Source organism: Nocardiopsis sp. NPDC006198, assembly GCF_040613895.1.
In the GTDB taxonomy this organism is placed as follows: Bacteria; Actinomycetota; Actinomycetes; order Streptosporangiales; family Streptosporangiaceae; genus Nocardiopsis; species Nocardiopsis tropica.
Genome location: NZ_JBEXSY010000033.1, coordinates 41,341 through 58,868, shown reverse-complemented (window position 1 = coordinate 58,868; position 17,528 = coordinate 41,341). Strand labels below are relative to the sequence as shown.

Sequence of the window (17,528 nt, the reverse complement as noted above, 5' to 3'; positions counted from 1 at the left end):
CGAGAGACACCCGGAAGTGGCGGAACGCGGGGTCCCCGGGAGCGGAGGGCCCCGGCGCCGCGCCGGGGCCCTCCGCTCCCGTCCGGGGTACCGAGCCCGCGTGCCCGGCCGTTCGCCCCGGGCGCGCCCCGGACAGGCGAGTCCGCCCGCCGCGGGCCGCCGGCGGCCTGCGGAGCCTACCGTTTACGCGCAGGGGGCCCGGGTAGTGGGGCAGGCACGTTTCCGCCGCCGGGAGGAGCAGCGATGCCGTCGAGGGACAGGATCGCCGAACCGTGGGGGTCGCGGACCCCGTACGGGCCGGGGCAGGAGTGGCCGGTCAGGGTGGACGGCCACCTGGCCGAGGGCGTCACGCCCGACCAGGTGGAGCGCTGGGTGCAGTCCGCCACCGTCCTGCACTCGAACGGCGACGCGCTGGACATCGCGGTCCGGGGCGACCGCGTCGTCGGGGTGCGCGGCAGGGCGGCCGACCGGGTCAACCGCGGGCGGCTCGGCCCCAAGGACCTCTTCGGGTGGCAGGCCGGCAACGCGGAGGACCGGCTCAAGCGGCCCCTGGTCAGACGGGACGGCGAGCTGGTCGAGACCGACTGGGACACCGCCATGGGGGCGGTCGTGCGGCGCAGCCGGGAACTGCTCGACGAGCAGGGGGCCGGTGCGCTGGCCTTCTACACCAGCGGCCAGCTGTTCCTGGAGGAGTACTACACGCTCGCGGCCGTCGCCCACGGCGCGATCGGCACCAACCACGTGGACGGCAACACCCGGCTGTGCACGGCGACGGCGGCGGAGTCGCTCAAGGAGTCGTTCGGCTCCGACGGCCAGCCCGGCTCCTACGCCGACGTCGACCACGCCGACGTCATCGCCCTCTACGGCCACAACATGGCCGAGACGCAGACGGTCCTGTGGTCCCGGGTGCTCGACCGGCTCGCCGGCCCCCGCCCGCCCGCCCTCCTGTGCGTCGACCCCCGGACGACCCCCGTGGCGCGGGAGGCCGACCTGCACCTCGCGCCGCGTCCGGGGACCAACCTCGCGCTCATGAACGGCATCCTCCACGAGCTCGTCCGCCTGGACCGGGTCGACCACGGCTACGTCGACGCCCACACGGTCGGCTACGAGGAGCTCGTCGAGAGGGTGGCCGAGTACCCGCCCGAGTACGTCGCCGACGTCTGCGGCGTCCCCGCCGGGGACGTGCGGGAGGCGGCGCGGATGCTGGGCGACGCGGAGCGCCTGCTGTCGACGGTGCTCCAGGGCTTCTACCAGTCGCACCAGGCGACCGCCGCGTCCGTGCAGGTCAACAACGTGCACCTGATCCGCGGGATGCTCGGCAGGCCCGGCGCCGGCGTGCTCCAGATGAACGGGCAGCCCACGGCGGAGAACACGCGGGAGTGCGGCGCCGACGGCGACCTCACGGGCTTTCGCAACTGGAGCAACGACGCCCACGTCGCCGACCTCGCCGCGGTGTGGAACCTCGACCCCGCGAGGATCCCGCACTACGCGCCGCCCACCCACGCGATGCAGATCATGCGCTACGCGGAGAAGGGCTCCGTGCGCTTCCTGTGGGTCAGCGCCACCAACCCGGCGGTGTCGCTCCCCGAGCTGCGGCGGATCCGGTCCCTGCTCGCGGGGCAGGACCTGTTCCTGGTGGTGCAGGACATCTTCATGACCGAGACGGCCGAGCTCGCCGACGTGGTGCTCCCCGCGGCGACCTGGGGCGAGAAGACGGGCACGCTCACCAACAGCGACCGCACCGTCCACCTGTCCGAGAAGGCCGTCGACCCGCCCGGCGAGGCCCGGCCCGACCTGGACGTCTTCCTCGACTACGCGCGCAGGATGGACTTCCGCGACAGGGACGGGGAGCCGTTCCCGCAGTGGCACGACCCCGAGTCGGCCTTCGAGGCGTGGAAGCGGGCCAGCGCCGGGCGGCCGTGCGACTACACGGGCATCACCTACGCGAAGCTGCGCGGCGGGAGCGGCGTCCAGTGGCCCTGCAACGCCGACAACCCGGACGGGACCGAGCGGCTCTACGCCGACGGACGGTTCTGGGCCGCGCCCGACCAGTGCGAGAGCTACGGGCGGGACCTGGTCACCGGAGCTCCGGCGGACGCGACCGGGTACGCCGCGATGAACCCCTCCGGGCGTGCGGTCATCAGGGCGGCCGAGTATCTGGAGCCCCACGAGGCGCCGGACGGGGAGTACCCCTTCTCCCTCGTCACCGGCCGCACGCTCTATCAGTTCCACACCCGCACCAAGACCGGGCGCGTCCCGCAGCTGCGGCGTGCGGCCCCCGAGGTCTGGGTGGAGGTGGCCCCTTCCGACGCGGAGGACGCGGGGGTCCGCGAGGGGGACCTGGTGGAGGTGGTCTCGCCGCGCGGAGCGGTCCGGGCGCGGGCGCGCATCGCCGGGATCCGCCCTGGCGTGCTGTTCGTCCCCTTCCACTACGGCTACTGGGACTCGGAGGACCGCGGCGGGGGAGAGGACGTCCCGAAGGACCGGGCGGCCAACGAGATGACCGTCACCGACTGGGATCCGGTGTCCAAGCAGCCACTCTTCAAGACCTCGGCGGCGGGGCTGCGGCTCCTGGAGCCCGGCGGCGGGACGCCTGCGCCCGCGCCGACGACGACCGCGTCCCGGCCCGTCGGCGAGGGGGTGCCCGAGACCCGGGGCGGACCGGGGGCGATGGCGGAGGAACGGGTGGAGGGCGGTTCGTGATGGGAATGGCGATCGCGCTGCGGGAACTGCACCGTTCGGAGGGCCGCCTGCTCCACCAGCTCCTCACCCTGGGCGAACGCCACCGGGACGAACCCGAGATCCACCACGTGGCCGGGGACCTCGCCACGTGGTCGCGGGAGCACGTGCGGGAGCTCGCCGCGACCGGCCCCCGCTACGGCCTGGAGCCGGAGGACCTGTCGGAGGGCGGCCCGGAGCCGCTCGGCGGGACGCGCGAGGACCCGGGGGAGCCGCTGGACACCCGTTCGGATCCGGATCTCCTGCTGCTGGCCGACCTGAGGAGGCTGTACCGCATGGCCGCGGGGGTGTCGGTGGACTGGGAGCTCCTCGGCCAGGGCGCCCAGGCGTTCGCCGACACCGAGCTGCTCGCGCTCACCCGGCGGTGCCACCCGCAGACGGTGCGGCAGATGAACTGGGCGGACGGCATGCTCAAGGCCCTCTCCCCGCAGGTCCTGTCCGGCTGAGGCGCGGGCCCCGTCCCGTGCCGCGCTCCGGGGACGCGGCCGGGAGCGGCGGTCAGAAGTCCGTGGAGGACTCCGCCGGCGCCGTCGAGGGGCCGCCGGCCGCACGGATGCTCCGCACGTGGACCAGTCGGCTGAGCCGGATGACGGGGCGGATCAGCAGTTCGACGCTGCCGAGCAGGAAGCACCACGTCCCGACCGTCATCCAGGCCGGGAGGAAGAACATGATGCTGCCCGTGATGAACCACAGCGCGATGAGCGTGTCGTTCGCGATGCTCAGCGCCTCGTACCGGCGGCGGACGACCAGTTCCTCGCGGCCGATGTGGACGACCAGGGGCCGTCCCCGCTGTGACCCGGGCATGGTGGTCTCCCTTCCTCTCGTCGGACCGGTCGGCCCGGGCCCAGGTCGGCCAGGACCACGGCGGCGACGAGCCCGGCCGCTCCCGCTCCCACGACGACGTCACAGGTCCGCGGCAGACCGGTCACCGGCCAGCGTAGGCCCGCGCCCCGGCGCCGTCCCGGACGTCGACCGGTGAGCCGCGGAAGCGCCCCCGGGGGGGCTCCCGTCCACCGGAGCCCCTGCCCTCCGCCCGGAACGCCGGAAACCGGCTGAGGGCACGGAAAGGGCGGCACCCCTGGAGGAGTGCCGCCCCGGCGGGCCCGGTCGCCCGCTCTCCCGGGTTCCGGAGATCAGTCCTGGTACTCGGTGATCACCTCGGCGAGGCCGTTCACGATCACGACCTCGGCGTAGACGAAGGTTCCCTCCGCAAGGGCGGTTTCGAGCTCGTCGAAGGGGCACGACACGTTTCCGTGACCGTCCTCGTGGAGGCCCTCCTCGCCGGGGCAGACGTAGATCCCGCCGACGTGCGACGTGGTCTCGTCGACGTAGAACGCCTGGTTGTCGACGAGGTACTCGTACGGGGCCAGGTACGTGACCTCGCCCGTCAGGGTCGTGTTCACCCCTTCGGACGAGGAGTCCCCGCCCGCGGAACCGTTCTCGGGGCTCTCCGGGGTGTCGGGATCCCCGTGGCCGTCCGTCCGGTACTCGGTGATCGACTCGGCGAACCCGTCCACGATCGCGACCTCGGCGAGAACCACGGTTCCCCCCTGAAGGGCGGCGTCGAGCTCCTCGTAGGAGCACTCCACGATCCCGTAACCGGTCTCGTCGACGCCGTCCTCGGCGGGGCAGACGCTGATCCCGCCGAGGACCTGCGTGGTCTCGTCGACGTGGAACGCCTGGTTCTCGACGAGGTACTCGTTCGGGGACAGGTACGTGACCTCGCCGCCCATGGTCGCGGTCACCCCTTCCGCGCCGTTGTTCTCGGCGCTCCGGGCCTCCGCGTCGAACGCCTCCGCGTCGACCGCGTCCGGGCTGAAGCAGCCGGTCGCGCCGAGGGTGAGCAGGCCGGCGGTGAGAAGGGCCAGGAGGGAGGAGCGGGTGCTGCGGCTCATCATGTTCGTTTCTTTCGGGGAGCAGGTGCGAGGAACGTTCACGCCGGGGTTCGAGAGCTTTGGTCTGCCGCTTCAGCGGGTTCGCCGGGGCTTCCCGAAACGCTTGGCGAAGGTGAGGGAGGGAGTTACAGGGGCATGGGAACCGCGCCCGCCCTGATAACTCCTTGAATGTATCACTGAATTCCGCATTCCCGTGTTTCGGAGAGCCCTTGTTTCGCCTCGGGTGCGGGGTGGTCCGCGGTGCGGGTCGGGCCGCGGCGAGAGGCGGATCGCGGTGTGGGGCCTGGCGGCGAAGAATCCGGGAGGTCGAAGCGGCTTCCCCTGTAAGGCCAGTTCAAGCCCTGTTTGGGTTTCGCGGTCGGATCGTCTTTCGTGTGTCCGGTCGGTCACGGTGCGTTTCTCCGAGAAAAGTTCTGACAAGAATCGACCAATGTTTCGAGATATGGGGAAGGGATTTTATTGGGCGGTGCCGGTTTCCCTGATTTGTTACTGTGAAACAGATCACTCTTGTTTTGTATTAGTGCTTTCCGGCTCGCCCTTTTGTGGGAAGGGGCGCTTTAGATGTCCGTGCGGGCCGTGGGGTTCTTGCCTTCCGCGGTTTTTCGGGGCCACCGGACGGCCCCGCGCGGGTCGGCCGCCGGTGGGCGCCGTGCTCGGATCGTCGCCGGACCGGGCGCCCGCCACGCGCTCGTATCCTCGGACCTGGACGATCACCGGCGGCGGCCGGCTCCGGCGGCCCGGACCGTCCGCGGGGGCCGCCGGAGCCGGCCGCCGCCAACACCGACCTGGAGAGCGACGACGCGATGCTGGAGATGCTGCCCGGACTCGTCCGGATCTACGAGGAGTGGGCGGAGCGGTACCCCGACGTACAGCCGCTGACCGTCCAGTTCGCGGCGGACGGGAAGTCGGGGGGAGGGCTCGACGGCGTGCTCGCCTACCCCCTGGACGGCCACTGGCTCCTGGTCACCTTCGGCCTGACCGAACTCGGGGAGAAGACCAGCGAGGAGGCCCGGGTCTCCGGCTCGGGCTTCGAGTTCACCTGCAGGGTCCCGCGCGAGGACGGCGACGAGGCCGTGCCCTCCTGGGTCCTGCGCGTCCTCCACGCCCTGGCCGACCGCTTCCTCGCCGGCATCGACCTGGACGTGGGCCACTGGATCGTCACCCCGTCCCCGCTCGGCGGGGAGCCCGCCAACGGCGACATGACGTCCCTCGTCATCGTCCCGGACGTCGAGATCCGCGCCATCGACACCCCGAACGGGATCGTCCTCTTCTTCCAGCTCGTCGGGTTGAAGGCCGAGGAGGGGGCCGCCGTCCAGGAGGCCGGGACGGCCGCCCCGCTCGTCGCGCTCCTGCGCGACCGGGACCCGAAGATGCTCACCGACCCGTCCCGGGACGCCGTCCGGCTCTGACCCGCGGTCCCGGCCGGCCCGGCGCGTCCGGCGCCCGCGGAGGCGGGGACGCACCGGGACCGGGAACCGGTCAGCAGTCGCCGCGGTCGGCGGTGGTGTCGCAGACGCCCGCGCCGTCCGCCCAGGTGAGGCCGCCCCGGGCGTTCGCGCCGAACGGCCGGGTGACGGTCACGTGCGTGCCCGCCCCGGAGTCCTCCGCCAGCCAGCTGCGGACCTCCCGGGTGACGCCCCCGGCCTCGCTCCGGAACACGTAGAACGGGTGGGGCACGGGGGACCGCCCGCTGCCGGGCCGGGTCCACCAGTTCCCGCCCTCCGCGGCGGCGGTGTCCACGAACAGGCAGTCGTGGCCGACGCCCTCGAAGACGCAGGTGCGGGGCTCGGCGCCGCCGAGCCGTCCCACGCCCGCGTCCGGCGTCACGCCGCTGTTGTACGCGCGCCAGTAGACGTTGTCGCACGAGCCGTCCGCGCAGGCGTTCCAGTCGCGCCACGCGGTGGCGCGGGCGGCGGGCGCGGTCGAGCCCCTGTTGATCGCGGCGCAGTACCGGTCGACGATGTACGGGGCGACGAACCCGGCGACCCACGCGGTGTCGATCGCCTCGCCCGCGGTGTTGTGCGCGCCGAGCCCGGCCGAGTCCATCTGCCACAGGCCGACGCCGGGGTTGAAGAACAGCCCGTCGCGGCGGGCCGGGTCGTACAGGGTGTCCTGGTTGTCGTACCGGGACAGCGTCATGGGGGAGGGGGCGCCGGGTGAGCCCGCCCCGACCTCCGGCCAGACCGGGGCCAGGGTCATGGCGGTGGCCTCCTGCGGGGTGATCGCGCACGAGGCGTCCGCCGAGGCCGTGCCCGCGGCGGTCCTGACGTCCTGGAGGGGCTGGGCGCCGAAGACCAGCGGCCCGGGGTTCACCGGCGAGTTGGCCAGCTTGAGGTCGATGACCTCCTGCTCCTCGGCGGTGACGGGGCGGTCGGCGCCGGGGTCCGCGCCGGAGGCGAGGGCGGACTGGGGAAGGGCGGCCACCAGGGCGGCCGAGGCCAGCACGGCGATCAGCCGTCCGGCGGGTCGCGCGCGGAACCGGGGCCGGGCGCGGCCGGCGGGGGTCGTTCTCATGTCTGTGCACCTCTCGCGAGCGGGGGAGGGGGCGGGGGTGGGCCGCGTCCCCGGGGGCCGCGCTTGCGCGACCTTGCGCCCGGGGCTGCGGCGGTATCCTTCGCGGCTCAGGGCGAAAGTGGAAGGAAAACTACATTCCCCGCAGCCGCCCCACAACCCCCGCAACGGCGGGGGACCCCGCCGGGATCCTCCGGCGCCGCGCGGAAGGGCCGCCACCCCCGGGGGGGTGTCCCCCGGGAGGCGGCGGCCCTTCCGCGCAGAGGGGCCGGTCGCCCGACCGACCGCCGCGCTACCCCTCGCGGCCGCGGTCGATGGCGGCGCCGATCTCGCCGACCCGGTCGGCGAGCAGCCCCATCGCGCCGATCGCCCTGGTCAGCGGATCGTCGTCCGCTCCGCCCAGCGCGCGTCCCCGGCGGTACCCCTCCTTGACCTCGGCCCAGCGGGCCCTCTGTCCGGGGGTCATCACCCCGCGCAGCTCCGCCAGTTTCAGCAGGTTGGCCTCGGCATCCGACGTGAGCGTCTGCGCCTCGCCCAGGTAGTGGTCGTCGATGACGGCCTCCACCTCGGCGTCGTTCATGACCGGCACGATCTTCTCCGCGAGCCGGTTCATGTTCCGGTACGACCCCTGCAACCGGAACGGCGGCTCGGTGCGCGCGTCCTCGGACTGCGCCGCCGACGCGATGTAGGCCCGGTTGTTGGCCATCACCACCTCCTGCACCCGCAGCAGTTTGCGCAGGACCGACACGATCCGGTCCACCTCGACCGCCGAGTACGGGTGCGCGAGCTGGTCCGTGCCCACCGGGTCGTCGCCCTGCGCCATCCGCACGAACCGGTACACGTCCTCCCGCTCGCGGGTGGACAGCGGCGCCAGGGTGGGGTTGGAGGTGAGCGCGTTCTCGATGTAGCTCAGCGAGAACAGCTCCTCCTTGCCCGACAGCACGTCGCCCAGGTTGTACACGTCGGCGCGGTTGGCCAGCATGTCCGGGATCCGGAACCGCTTGCCCTGCTCGGTGTAGGGGTTGCCGGACATGCAGACCGCGAACCGCTTGCCGCGCAGGTCGTAGGTCCGGGTACGCCCGTTCCACACGCCCTCCATGCGCCTCTGGCCGTCGCACAGCGAGATGAACTTCTGGAGCAGCTCCGGGTTCGTGTGCTGGATGTCGTCCAGGTACAGCATGGTGTTGCCGCCCATCTCCAGGGCGAACGAGATCTTCTCGACCTCCTGCCGCGACGTGGCGTCGGGCGCCTCCGCCGGGTCGAGCGACGTCACCGCGTGCCCCAGGGCGGGCCCGTTCACCTTCACGAACACCAGCCCCAGACGGCTCGCCACGTACTCCATGAGCGTGGTCTTGCCGTACCCGGGGGGCGAGATGAGGAGCAGCAGGCCGCTCTGGTCCGTGCGCTTGTCGTCACCGGCCGCGCCCAGCTGCTTGGCCAGGTTGTCGCCGATGAGCGGCAGGTACGACTCGTCCAGCAGGCGGTTGCGGACGAACCCGCTCATCACCTTCGGCCGGTACTCCTCCAGGCGCAGGCGCTCGCGCTCCGCGGCAACCAGCTCGTTGCGGCGCCGCTGGAAGTCCCGGTACGCGGGCACCTCCTCCAGCCGGAACCGGCGGGTGCGCGGCAGGATCTCGTCCAACCGCACCTCCAGGGACCGCTCGCGCACGCGCGGGTGGGCCCCCAGGATCCCGCCGACCGTCTCGGCCACGGCGGCCGACGACTCGTACCGGTCCGCGCCGGACCCGGTCAGCTCGATCGCCACCGCCTCGGGGAGGTCGCCCGGGTCCACCCCGTCCAGGGTGCCCGCGAACGCCTCCAGCCACGCCGACACCAGCTGGTGCCGGGCGGCCAGGTCGCCGTCGAGCTTGCGCAGGTCCTCCGCGAACGCCGCCCGCGTGGTCTCCCGCGTGCTGCCCAGGGTCCGGTGGAACCGGTCGAGCAGCCTCCGCGCGCCCGCACCCGACACGAATCCGCGCTCGGCGGGGGAGTCCGCCGCGAGCTCCTCGAACAGGTACTCGCCCACCAGTTCCAGGTCGGCGTCCCGGTGCAGCCCGCTGTCGGTCAGGAAGGCGTCCACGGCCCCCGCCAGCTCCGTGCGCAGCCCGTCGATCGCCGCCGACCGCCGCGCCCCGAACACCGAGCGGGCGCGGGCCAGCGACGCGGCCCGCACCGCCCACGCCGACCGCCGGTCCTTCCCGGCCCCGAACGCCCAGAACAACTGCGCCGCGGCCCGTGCCGCGCCCGGGTACCGGAGCAGTCCGGCGCCCGCGCGGAGCCGCAGCAGGGCGGACAGCACCTTCGCGGCGTCGTGGTCGTGCACGCCCCGCTCGTAGCCCTCGTCGTACCGGGCCTCGGCGGCCTCGCGCACCAGCCCCGCCAGGCCGGCCCCGTCCGCGTCCAGCTCGGCCTCGCGCAGCCGCTCCAGCGACAGCCCGTCCGCGCCCTCCTCGGCGGCGGCCAGGATCGACGTCGCCAGGAACTCGGCCCGGTACACCTCCGGGCTCTCGGAGACCAGCAGCCGGTCCCACAGGCGCCGGGTCCGCCCGAAGGCCTCGTCGGTGACGGGCTCCCGGAAGTCCGTGCCCGTGATCGCCACCGACATCCCACCGCCGTGCGGGGTGAGCGTCAGGTCGATCGGCTGGGTGTTCACCGCGAAGCGGTGCCTGCCCAGCCGGATCGTCTCCCCGCCCGCGCCGCGCTCGTACAGGTCGGTGCGGTCCCGGAGGGTCCTGCCGGCCTCCTGCCGGGCGGCCGCGATCCGGCCGTCCAGCTCCTCCGCGCGCACGGTGTCCCCGAGCGCGCGCATCTCCTCGGAGGTGCGGCGCAGCCGCGCCACCATCGCGTCCGACGCGAAGTAGGTGTTGACGTCCTCCAGGGTCGCCAGCGTCGCGACCCTGCGGTTCACCCCCTCCAGTACGCGGGCGGCCGACGACGCCAGGCGGTCGGCCCGCCGCGCCCGCTCGTCCACCAGCGACTGCTTGCGGGTGGAGAACGCCTCGTACACGTCCTCGCGCTTGTCCGACAGCTCCCCGAGGAAGTCGTCGAACTCCGCGAACCGCGACTCCAGGTTCTCCAGCTGGAGCATGATGCGCCCCAGCTGCTCGTCGCACCGCTCGGGGGAGTCCGCCGCCGCCAGCGCGCCCGTGACGGCCTGTCCCAGCAGGGCGAACTCGGCCGCGAACTCCGCCCGCCCCTCCAGGGCCAGCAGTTCGGTGCGCCGGGCCTCCAGCGTGGCGCGCGCCCGGTTGATCCCGGCCAGCACCTCGCTCACCCGCTCCAGGATGCGGGTGCGCACCTTGGCGTCGCCGATGTCCAGGGAGCCGACGACCTCGGTGACGACCTGGAGGCCCTCGGTCTGCTCGGCGATGCGCTCGCCGACGGCCGTGGCCGCGCTGACCGCGTCGATGGTCTCGGCGTCCGCGACCAGCCGGTCCACCTCGGAGTGGTACCCGGCGAACGCGTCGTCCTGCTCCAGGAACGCGACCGTCCGGCGGCCGACCGCCGTGATCTCCTCGCCGATCCTGCCGTCCAGGGCGTCGAGGCGGGCGGTGTCCGCGTACCGCGTCTCGCGCAGCGTGGCCGCCTGCCCCTGGGCGCGGCGCAGCCCGGTCAGCAGCGCCACCCACCCCTCGGCCGACCGCGGGGCCTCGCCCCGGGCCGTGCGGACGAGCGCGGCCGCCCGGTCCTCGGCCCCCGCCAGCGCCTCGGCCGCCTGGCGGGTGAGCGCCTGGACGGTCTCGAACTCCTCCAGCACCCGCCGGGCGGTGTCCTGCACCTCCGCCAGCGGCGTCGCCAGGTCGCCCAGCTCCTCCTCGCCCAGCCAGTGGAACCGGTCGAGCGCCCGGCGGCACGCGGCGATGAGCGCCTCGAAGACCTCCGTGGAGGGGCGCATGTCGGTGGTCATCCGCGCCACCGACAGCGCCTCGGACACACCCCTCACCAGCTCGGCGTTGCCGATCCGCTCCAGGGGGCCGGTCCCCGCCGGCTGCGCCGCCGCGTACACGTCGGACACGTACGGGGTCTGCCACACCTGCATCGGATGCACCCGGGTCGGCTCGCCCGAGTCGCTCCTGAACACCGTCATGGTGCCGTCGTCGAACAGCGAGTACCCGTGGCAGACGACGGGGTTGGCGACCTCCTTGCGGATGGTGTTGTACGGCAGCAGGAGGCTGCGGCCGTCCGCGCGGGAGTGGAAGACGTACAGCACGTCCTCGCCGTTGGGCGAGCGCACCACGCGCTCGAACTCCAGGTCGGTGACGTCGGTGTCGAACGTCCGCGCCGCACCGGTGGCGAGGTAGTAGCCGCCGGGGAAGATCAGCCCCTGGTCGTCGGGCAGCCTCTGGCACGCCTGGCCGATGCCGTCGAGGCGCTCCACCTCCTTGGTGCGGGTGTTGAAGACCAGGTGGCGCCACGCGGTCTCGTTGTACGGGAGGACGCGCAGCAGGATCAGCGCGCCCACCCTCGCGTACGACACGGAGGCGTCGGCCAGGCTCTGGAGCGGTTCGTCCACCGGCTCGCTGTAGACGCCCTCGCCGACCTCGGTGTTGTTCTCGACCTTGATGGTGAGGTCGCCGCCCACGGTCTCGACGAACAGCTCGTCGAGGACGGAGATGTGCGGGTGGCGGCCCTGCACGTGGTCCTCGCGTGTGGTCTCCACCCACGTGAAGTCGTGCGAGGGCGGGAACACGTGGTCGCGTTCGCCGCGGTCGTCGAGGTAGGCGATCCCACCCGTGGGCTCCACCGACCACCGCAGCACGCGCACGTCCTCGGTGCGCGGACCGGTCTGGAACACGGCCAGCAGCCGGTCCTCGATCCGGCGCAGCTGGAGCAGGCGGGCGTCGCGGTAGTAGCGGTAGAGCTTCGCGAAGTCCTGCCGGAACGCCTCGTCGGGGAGCAGCCCGGGAACGGCGTCCCCGGCGGCGTCGGCGAACGTGAACCCGTCGCCGCCGTGCTCGTACCGGTGCAGCGAGAACACGTCGGAGACGTGCGTCTCCCGCTGCATGCCGATGAAGACGTTGTAGCCGAACAGGATCACGTCGTCGGCGCCCGAGCCGGCGGAGCCGCCCACGCTGACGATGTCCCGGGGCACGCAGTTGTGCTCGGTGCGGATGCGCTCGGTGCCGAGGAGCGTCATCTCGGTGCCGCCGAACACCTCCAGCCGGCGGGCGTTCAGCTCCTCGGTCCGCCGGGCCAGCTCGCCGGACTGCTCGCGCAGCCGGGCGCGGAGCACCTCGTAGGCACCCGCGTCCAGCGACTGCGCGTCGGCGGCGTCCGGCCCGGCGCCTTCGTTCTCCTGGGTTCCGGCCTCGGCCACGGAGGGCTGCCTCACCGCTCGGCGCCGGCGAGGGCGGCCGCGGGCAGGTGGTCCACCCCGAGGGAGCGGGCGGTGCCGAGCAGGCCGTTGAGCTTGTCGGTCTGCGGACCGCCGGCGCTGATCAGCTTCAGCAGCAGAGCGGACACGGTGAGGTTCTTGACGTCCTCGGTGTCGACCGAGGACAGCACCTTGCGGATCGACCCGCCGAAGTCGCCCTCGCCGTTGAGCCAGCCCGAGCCCAGGGCCTGCACCGTCTCGGAGTTGTTGACGAACCCGTCGACCGACCTGCCCAGGCCGATGGCCCCGACCATGCGGTCGAAGAACGCCCCGTCGCCGCCGACGATGTTGATGTCGGCGTTCTCCAGACCGGTGGCCAGGACGGTGGCCTGTGCCTCGGCGACCTCGCGCTGGACGTTGATCCCCGCCAGGCGCACCTCCTTCTCGGCCTCCAGGCGCAGGCGGTACTCCTCGTGCTCGCGGCTGACCTGGTCCAGGGCCGCCATGGCCTCGGCCTTGTCGGTGAGGCCGGCGGCCTCGGCGCGCAGCTTCTGCTCGACGGCCTCGGCCTCGACACGGGCCTTCTCGCGGGCCACGACGGCCTCGGCGCGGCCGACCTTCTCGATGGCCTCGGCGTCCTGGTGGCGGACCTGCACCTCGGCCAGGCCCGCGGCGGCGGCCTCGGCCTGCGTGCCCTCGGCCAGGCGGATCTTGGCGCGGGTGTCCAGCTCGGCGGCCTGCTGGCGGGCCTCGGCGAGGGTGAGCTCCTCGGCGGCGCGGTGCTTGGAGGCGGCCTCCGCGGCCTCGGCGGCCTTGATGTCCTTGACCAGGTTCTCCTGGGCCTCGGCCTCGGCGTGGATGATGACGGCCTGGCGCTGGCGCTCCGCCTCCTCGACGGCCCGCAGGCGCTTGATGGCCTCCTCCTGCTCGGCCACGGTGCGGTCCACGGCGATCCGCTCGCGGACGACCTCGGCGACCTCGCGGCGCTCGGCCTCGACCTCCTTGTCCTTGGAGATGCGGCTCAGCTCGGTCTCGCGCTCGCGCCCGATGACCTCCAGCATGCGGTCCTTCTCGATGCGCTCGCTCTCGATGGCGATGACGCGCTCGCGGTTCTTCTCGGCGACCGCGATCTCGCGCTGCTGGTTCTGGGTCTGGACGCCCAGCGCCTCGTAGGTGCGGATGTTCGCCGTCTCGGCCTTCAGTCGCTCCTCGGCCTGCACGCGGGCGGTCTCCGCCTCCTCGCGGGCGCGGATGATCTCGATCTCGCGCTTGGCCTTCGCGGCCGCCTCCTCGCGGCGCTTCTCCAGCTCGGCGAGGGTCTCGGCGGTCTCGGTGTTCTGCCGGTCGAGTTCCTTCTTGCGGTCGTTCTCGAACTCGTTGGTGCGCTTGTGCTCCTTGGCGGTGCGCTCCGTGATCTTCGAGATGCCCTGCGCGTCGAGGATGTTGTTGCTGTCGTGCTGGTGCAGCGGCGTCTGCTCCAGCTCGTCGATGGCGACGTCCTCCAGGCTGTAGCCGTTGAGGTCGGTGCCGATCAGGGAGACGATCGCGTGGCGGAACTGCTCGCGGTGGGTGAACAGCTCCTCGAAGTCGAACTGCTTGCCGACGGTCTTGAGGGCCTCGGAGAACTTGGAGTTGAACAGCTCCTGGAGCGTGTCCTGGTCGCTGGCGCGCGCGGTGCCGATCGACTTGGCGACCTTCTTGACGTCCTCGGCGGTCTCGTTGACCCGGACGTAGAAGTACACCTTGATGTCCGCGCGGATGTTGTCCTTGCAGGTGAGACCCTCCCGCCCACGCCGGTCGAGGGTCAGCGTCTTGAGGGAGATGTCCATGATCTCGGCCTTGTGCAGGACCGGGAGGACGATCGCTCCGGTGAAGGTGACGTGGACGTCCCTCACCTTGGAGATGATCAGGGCCTTGCCCTGCTCGACCTTGCGGAAGAGGCGCGTGACCATCAGCAGCAGGGCGAGGAGGACGACCAGGCCGACGGCCACGGCGACACCGACGGTGAGGAAGGCCGCGTCCGCCGCCTCCTGGCCGTTCGTGGTAGCACTCAGCAACACGTGGGGGACTCTTTCCGCGAGTGGCGTACGGGGGAAGCGAGCGTTTCGGGGGGACGGGACGGCTGCGGGTGGCCGCCCCGGGGAGGGACGCTCGTACACATGGGACGCGGGCCCATCCGAAACGGTTCCGTTCCGACCGGCCCGCCCCGTTCGGGAGGGGCCCGCCCGGGAAAGGCGGAGCCCCGGGACCGGGGGCTCAGGGCCGGTCGGGGTCCAGCGCGGCGTCGAAGTGCGTGACGAGGAAGACGTCGCCCTCGGGGCTGTGGTCGAAGATCAGGGCGGTGCTGCCCAGCGGCAGGACCTCGCCGCCGGTGGTGCGCACCGGGATGGAGATGGACGCCCCGCCCGCGGTGGTGATCTCGGCCCGGCCGAAGGACCCGTCCGCGTCGCCGATGCGGATCACACAGGTGCGCCCGACCAGTTCGTGCTTGGAATCCTCGGTGCGCCGGGGGAGGAACCGCTGGAGTGACATGACCAGTCCGCTGGTGACCGCCCACGCGGCGACGAGCGCGATCAGCAGGACCACGGCGCCGAGCACCAGCAGGAGGGGGGTGGACGCGGTGTCCAGGAGGTTGGTCATGATGCCTCCGATCATGCTCACGAACCAGGCGACGCAGACGAGCGCGGTGAGCGCGACCGTGACCGGGACGCGGCCCAGCCCGACCCTGCCCATGAAGGCGCTCAGGCCCACGGCGTCGCCGTCGGCGTCCACGCCGTCGAGGAGGTCCAGGTCGGCGGCGCCGACCGCGACGAACAGCCAGTAGCCCGCGACGACGACCAGTGCGGGGGTGAGCAGCACCGTCGGGAACCCGAGGGCGGTGTCCAAGAACAAGCCCACCCGAACCGCCCCCTCGCTCCGCGACCGCCGCCCGGCGCGACCGTGTCGGAACTCTACCGAACGGCCCAGGTCGGGCTCCGGGGCGGTCACCGGTATGACCGGTTGTGGCCAGGGGGCGGGGGGAGGGCGCCCCCGGCCGCGGGGCGGGCGGCGGCCCGTCCGGAGGCGGACCGTCCCGTGCGCGGCGAGCGGTCGCGGATTCCGCGGTCGTCCCCGCCGTTCCGGGTAGTAAGGCCTGGTGAGGCGGATCGACGAGACCGGGGCGGCGGCCCGGGCGGGACTCCCCGAAAAAAGTCGGAGAAAAGTTCGGCCGCCGTGTCGATCCCCCGCCGTTCCGTTCGACGTGTAGACGAGAGCGGGGGAGAGAGGCTCCTCCGCCGCACGGGAGGCGAACACCATGCGCTACATGATGTCGATCATGTCCGACCCGCAGGCCGAGGCCGACACGGAGATGACGCCGGAGATGTTCCAGGCGATGGCCGACTACAACGAGGAGCTGGTCAAGGCCGGCGTCCTCCTCGCCGGCGACGGCCTGGCCCCCTCCGAGGAGGCGACCCGGGTCACCTTCTCCGACGGCCGGACGAACGTCACGGACGGCCCCTTCGCGGAGGCCAAGGAGTTCATCGCCGGCTACTGGATCCTCCAGGTGTCCTCGCACGAGGAGGCCGTGGAGTGGGCCAGGCGCTGCCCGCACGGCGACACCGGCGAGATGAGCCTGGTGCTGCGGCGCATCATGGGGACCGACGACTTCGGCGACGAGATGCCCGAGGAGCTCAAGGAGCGCGAGCGCCAGATGCGTGCCCACAACGAGCACGAGGCCTGAGGGGCCGGTTCGTCCGGGCTTGCGGTGGTGTGGCTCATGGTGCTGTCATTGGTCCGTGAGCCACACCGACGCAACCCGCGCGGTCGAGGCGGTCTGGCGCATCGAGTCGGCCCGCCTCGTCGCCGCGCTCACCCGCATGGTCGGCGACGTCGGCCTCGCCGAGGAGTTCGCCCAGGACGCCCTGGTCAGCGCCTTGGAGAAGTGGCCCGACGAGGGGGTTCCCGACAACCCCGGCGCGTGGTTGACCACCGTGGCCAAGCGGCGGATGCTCGACCGCTGGCGGCGGGACGAGCGCTTCCAGAAGCGGATGGCCGACCTGGGCCGCGACATCGCCGGGCACGACGGACAGGCCGAGTTCGACGCCGTCCTGGAGGAGGACTACGGCGACGACCTCCTCAAGTTGATGTTCGTGTGCTGCCACCCCGTGCTGTCCACCGAGGCGAGGGTCGCGCTCACCCTCCGCCTGCTCGGCGGGCTCACCACGGAGGAGGTCGCCCGCGCCTTCCTGGTGCCGGAGTCCACCGTCGCCCAACGCGTCGTGCGCGCCAAGCGCACGCTCGCCGCCAGGCAGGTGCCCTTCGAGGTACCGGTCGGGGCGGACCGCGACGCCCGGCTCGCCTCCGTCCTGGAGGTCGTCTACCTGGTGTTCAACGAGGGCTACGCCGCGACCTCCGGCGGTGACTGGATACGCCCCGAGCTGTGCGACGAGGCCATGCGCCTGGGAAGGGTGCTCACCGCGCTGCTGCCGGGGGAGCGCGAGGTGCACGGCCTGGTCGCGCTGATGGAACTGCACGCCTCGCGGTTCCGGGCCCGTGTCGGGCCGGGCGGCGAGCCCGTCCCGCTCGCCGAGCAGGACCGCACCCGCTGGGACCGCAGGCTCGTCATGCGAGGGTTCCGGGCGCTGAGGCACGCGCTCTCCGCCGACCCGGCCGAACCGCGCGGCCCCTACGCGCTCCAGGCGGCCATCGCGGCCAAGCACGCCCAGGCCGCGGTCGTGGAGGACACCGACTGGGCCGGGATCGCGGGGCTGTACGCGGAGCTGGCCGCGGTCACCCGGTCCCCGGTGGTCGAACTGAACCGCGCCGTCGCGGTGTCCATGGCGGACGGGCCGGGACCGGCGCTGGACATCGTGGACTCCCTGAGCGAGGCCGGGGTCCTGGACGGCTACCACCTCCTGGCCGCCGTGCGGGGCGACCTGCTGCTGCGCCTCAGGCGTCCGGACGAGGCGCGGGAGGAGTTCGAGCGCGCGGCGGACCTCACCCTCAACGAGCGCGAGCGCGACCACCTCCGCGGTCGCGCCGTCTCCTGCGCGGGCTGACCGCGGCGGCCGGGCCGGGCCCTCCCCGCG

11 protein-coding genes are annotated in these 17,528 nt (G+C 72.8%); 5 read left to right on the top strand and 6 right to left on the bottom strand.

What is annotated here, in order from left to right:
* Nucleotides 1–243: 243 nt before the first annotated feature.
* Both ABZ234_RS21430 and ABZ234_RS21425 read left to right on the top strand, forming a co-directional pair.
* Nucleotides 244–2,703, top strand: a complete 2,460-nt coding sequence (locus ABZ234_RS21430; RefSeq protein WP_355013222.1) for a nitrate reductase — start codon at nt 244–246, stop codon at nt 2,701–2,703.
* Nucleotides 2,703–3,185, top strand: a complete 483-nt coding sequence (locus ABZ234_RS21425; RefSeq protein WP_355013221.1) for a hypothetical protein — start codon at nt 2,703–2,705, stop codon at nt 3,183–3,185. Before ABZ234_RS21430 ends, ABZ234_RS21425 begins: the two co-directional genes overlap by 1 nt.
* A gap of 52 nt (nt 3,186–3,237) precedes the next feature.
* On the opposite strand, the gene ABZ234_RS21420 is transcribed toward ABZ234_RS21425, so the two are convergent.
* Nucleotides 3,238–3,543, bottom strand: a complete 306-nt coding sequence (locus tag ABZ234_RS21420) for a YrhK family protein (RefSeq protein ID WP_267947634.1) — start codon at nt 3,541–3,543, stop codon at nt 3,238–3,240.
* A gap of 329 nt (nt 3,544–3,872) precedes the next feature.
* Nucleotides 3,873–4,634, bottom strand: a complete 762-nt coding sequence (locus tag ABZ234_RS21415; protein WP_355013220.1) for a hypothetical protein — start codon at nt 4,632–4,634, stop codon at nt 3,873–3,875.
* An 803-nt stretch (nt 4,635–5,437) separates the two neighbouring features.
* Between ABZ234_RS21415 and ABZ234_RS21410 the strand changes: the two genes are divergently transcribed.
* Nucleotides 5,438–6,043 carry a suppressor of fused domain protein gene (locus ABZ234_RS21410; RefSeq protein ID WP_330160108.1) on the top strand — a complete coding sequence of 202 codons (606 nt, stop codon included), beginning with the start codon at nt 5,438–5,440 and terminating at the stop codon, nt 6,041–6,043.
* A 70-nt stretch (nt 6,044–6,113) separates the two neighbouring features.
* Here the strand turns inward: ABZ234_RS21410 and ABZ234_RS21405 are convergent, their stop codons facing one another.
* The 4 genes from ABZ234_RS21405 to ABZ234_RS21390 form a co-directional block, all read right to left on the bottom strand.
* The gene (locus ABZ234_RS21405) at nt 6,114–7,148 is read right to left on the bottom strand and encodes a hypothetical protein (RefSeq protein WP_352983204.1); all 1,035 of its coding nucleotides are present in this window, start codon (nt 7,146–7,148) and stop codon (nt 6,114–6,116) included.
* A 289-nt stretch (nt 7,149–7,437) separates the two neighbouring features.
* On the bottom strand, nt 7,438–12,462 hold the full coding sequence (locus ABZ234_RS21400) for a DNA repair ATPase (RefSeq protein ID WP_355013219.1): 5,025 nt from the start codon (nt 12,460–12,462) through the stop codon (nt 7,438–7,440).
* A gap of 11 nt (nt 12,463–12,473) precedes the next feature.
* Complete coding sequence (locus tag ABZ234_RS21395) at nt 12,474–14,519, bottom strand: SPFH domain-containing protein (RefSeq protein ID WP_267947639.1); 2,046 nt, start codon at nt 14,517–14,519, stop codon at nt 12,474–12,476.
* Between the two features lie 196 nt (nt 14,520–14,715).
* Nucleotides 14,716–15,357 (bottom strand): DUF1449 domain-containing protein, encoded by a 642-nt coding sequence (locus tag ABZ234_RS21390; protein ID WP_355013218.1) that lies wholly within the window; start codon nt 15,355–15,357, stop codon nt 14,716–14,718.
* A gap of 397 nt (nt 15,358–15,754) precedes the next feature.
* Between ABZ234_RS21390 and ABZ234_RS21385 the strand changes: the two genes are divergently transcribed.
* Together ABZ234_RS21385 and ABZ234_RS21380 are read left to right on the top strand one after the other, a co-directional pair.
* On the top strand, nt 15,755–16,180 hold the full coding sequence (locus ABZ234_RS21385) for a YciI family protein (RefSeq protein ID WP_267947641.1): 426 nt from the start codon (nt 15,755–15,757) through the stop codon (nt 16,178–16,180).
* A 55-nt stretch (nt 16,181–16,235) separates the two neighbouring features.
* Nucleotides 16,236–17,498: a sigma-70 family RNA polymerase sigma factor gene (locus tag ABZ234_RS21380; protein ID WP_355013217.1), complete on the top strand. Its 1,263-nt coding sequence runs from the start codon at nt 16,236–16,238 to the stop codon at nt 17,496–17,498.
* Nucleotides 17,499–17,528: the final 30 nt, after the last annotated feature.

Excerpts from the sequence above, each read along its gene's own strand:
- ABZ234_RS21430 (WP_355013222.1), top strand. The coding sequence starts at position 244 with ATGCCGTCGAGGGACAGGATCGCCGAACCGTGGGGGTCGCGGACCCCG.
- ABZ234_RS21415 (WP_355013220.1), bottom strand. The coding sequence starts at position 4,634 with ATGAGCCGCAGCACCCGCTCCTCCCTCCTGGCCCTTCTCACCGCCGGC.
- ABZ234_RS21385 (WP_267947641.1), top strand. The coding sequence starts at position 15,755 with ATGCGCTACATGATGTCGATCATGTCCGACCCGCAGGCCGAGGCCGAC.
- ABZ234_RS21425 (WP_355013221.1), top strand. The coding sequence starts at position 2,703 with ATGGGAATGGCGATCGCGCTGCGGGAACTGCACCGTTCGGAGGGCCGC.
- ABZ234_RS21420 (WP_267947634.1), bottom strand. The coding sequence starts at position 3,543 with ATGCCCGGGTCACAGCGGGGACGGCCCCTGGTCGTCCACATCGGCCGC.
- ABZ234_RS21405 (WP_352983204.1), bottom strand. The coding sequence starts at position 7,148 with ATGAGAACGACCCCCGCCGGCCGCGCCCGGCCCCGGTTCCGCGCGCGA.
- ABZ234_RS21410 (WP_330160108.1), top strand. The coding sequence starts at position 5,438 with ATGCTGGAGATGCTGCCCGGACTCGTCCGGATCTACGAGGAGTGGGCG.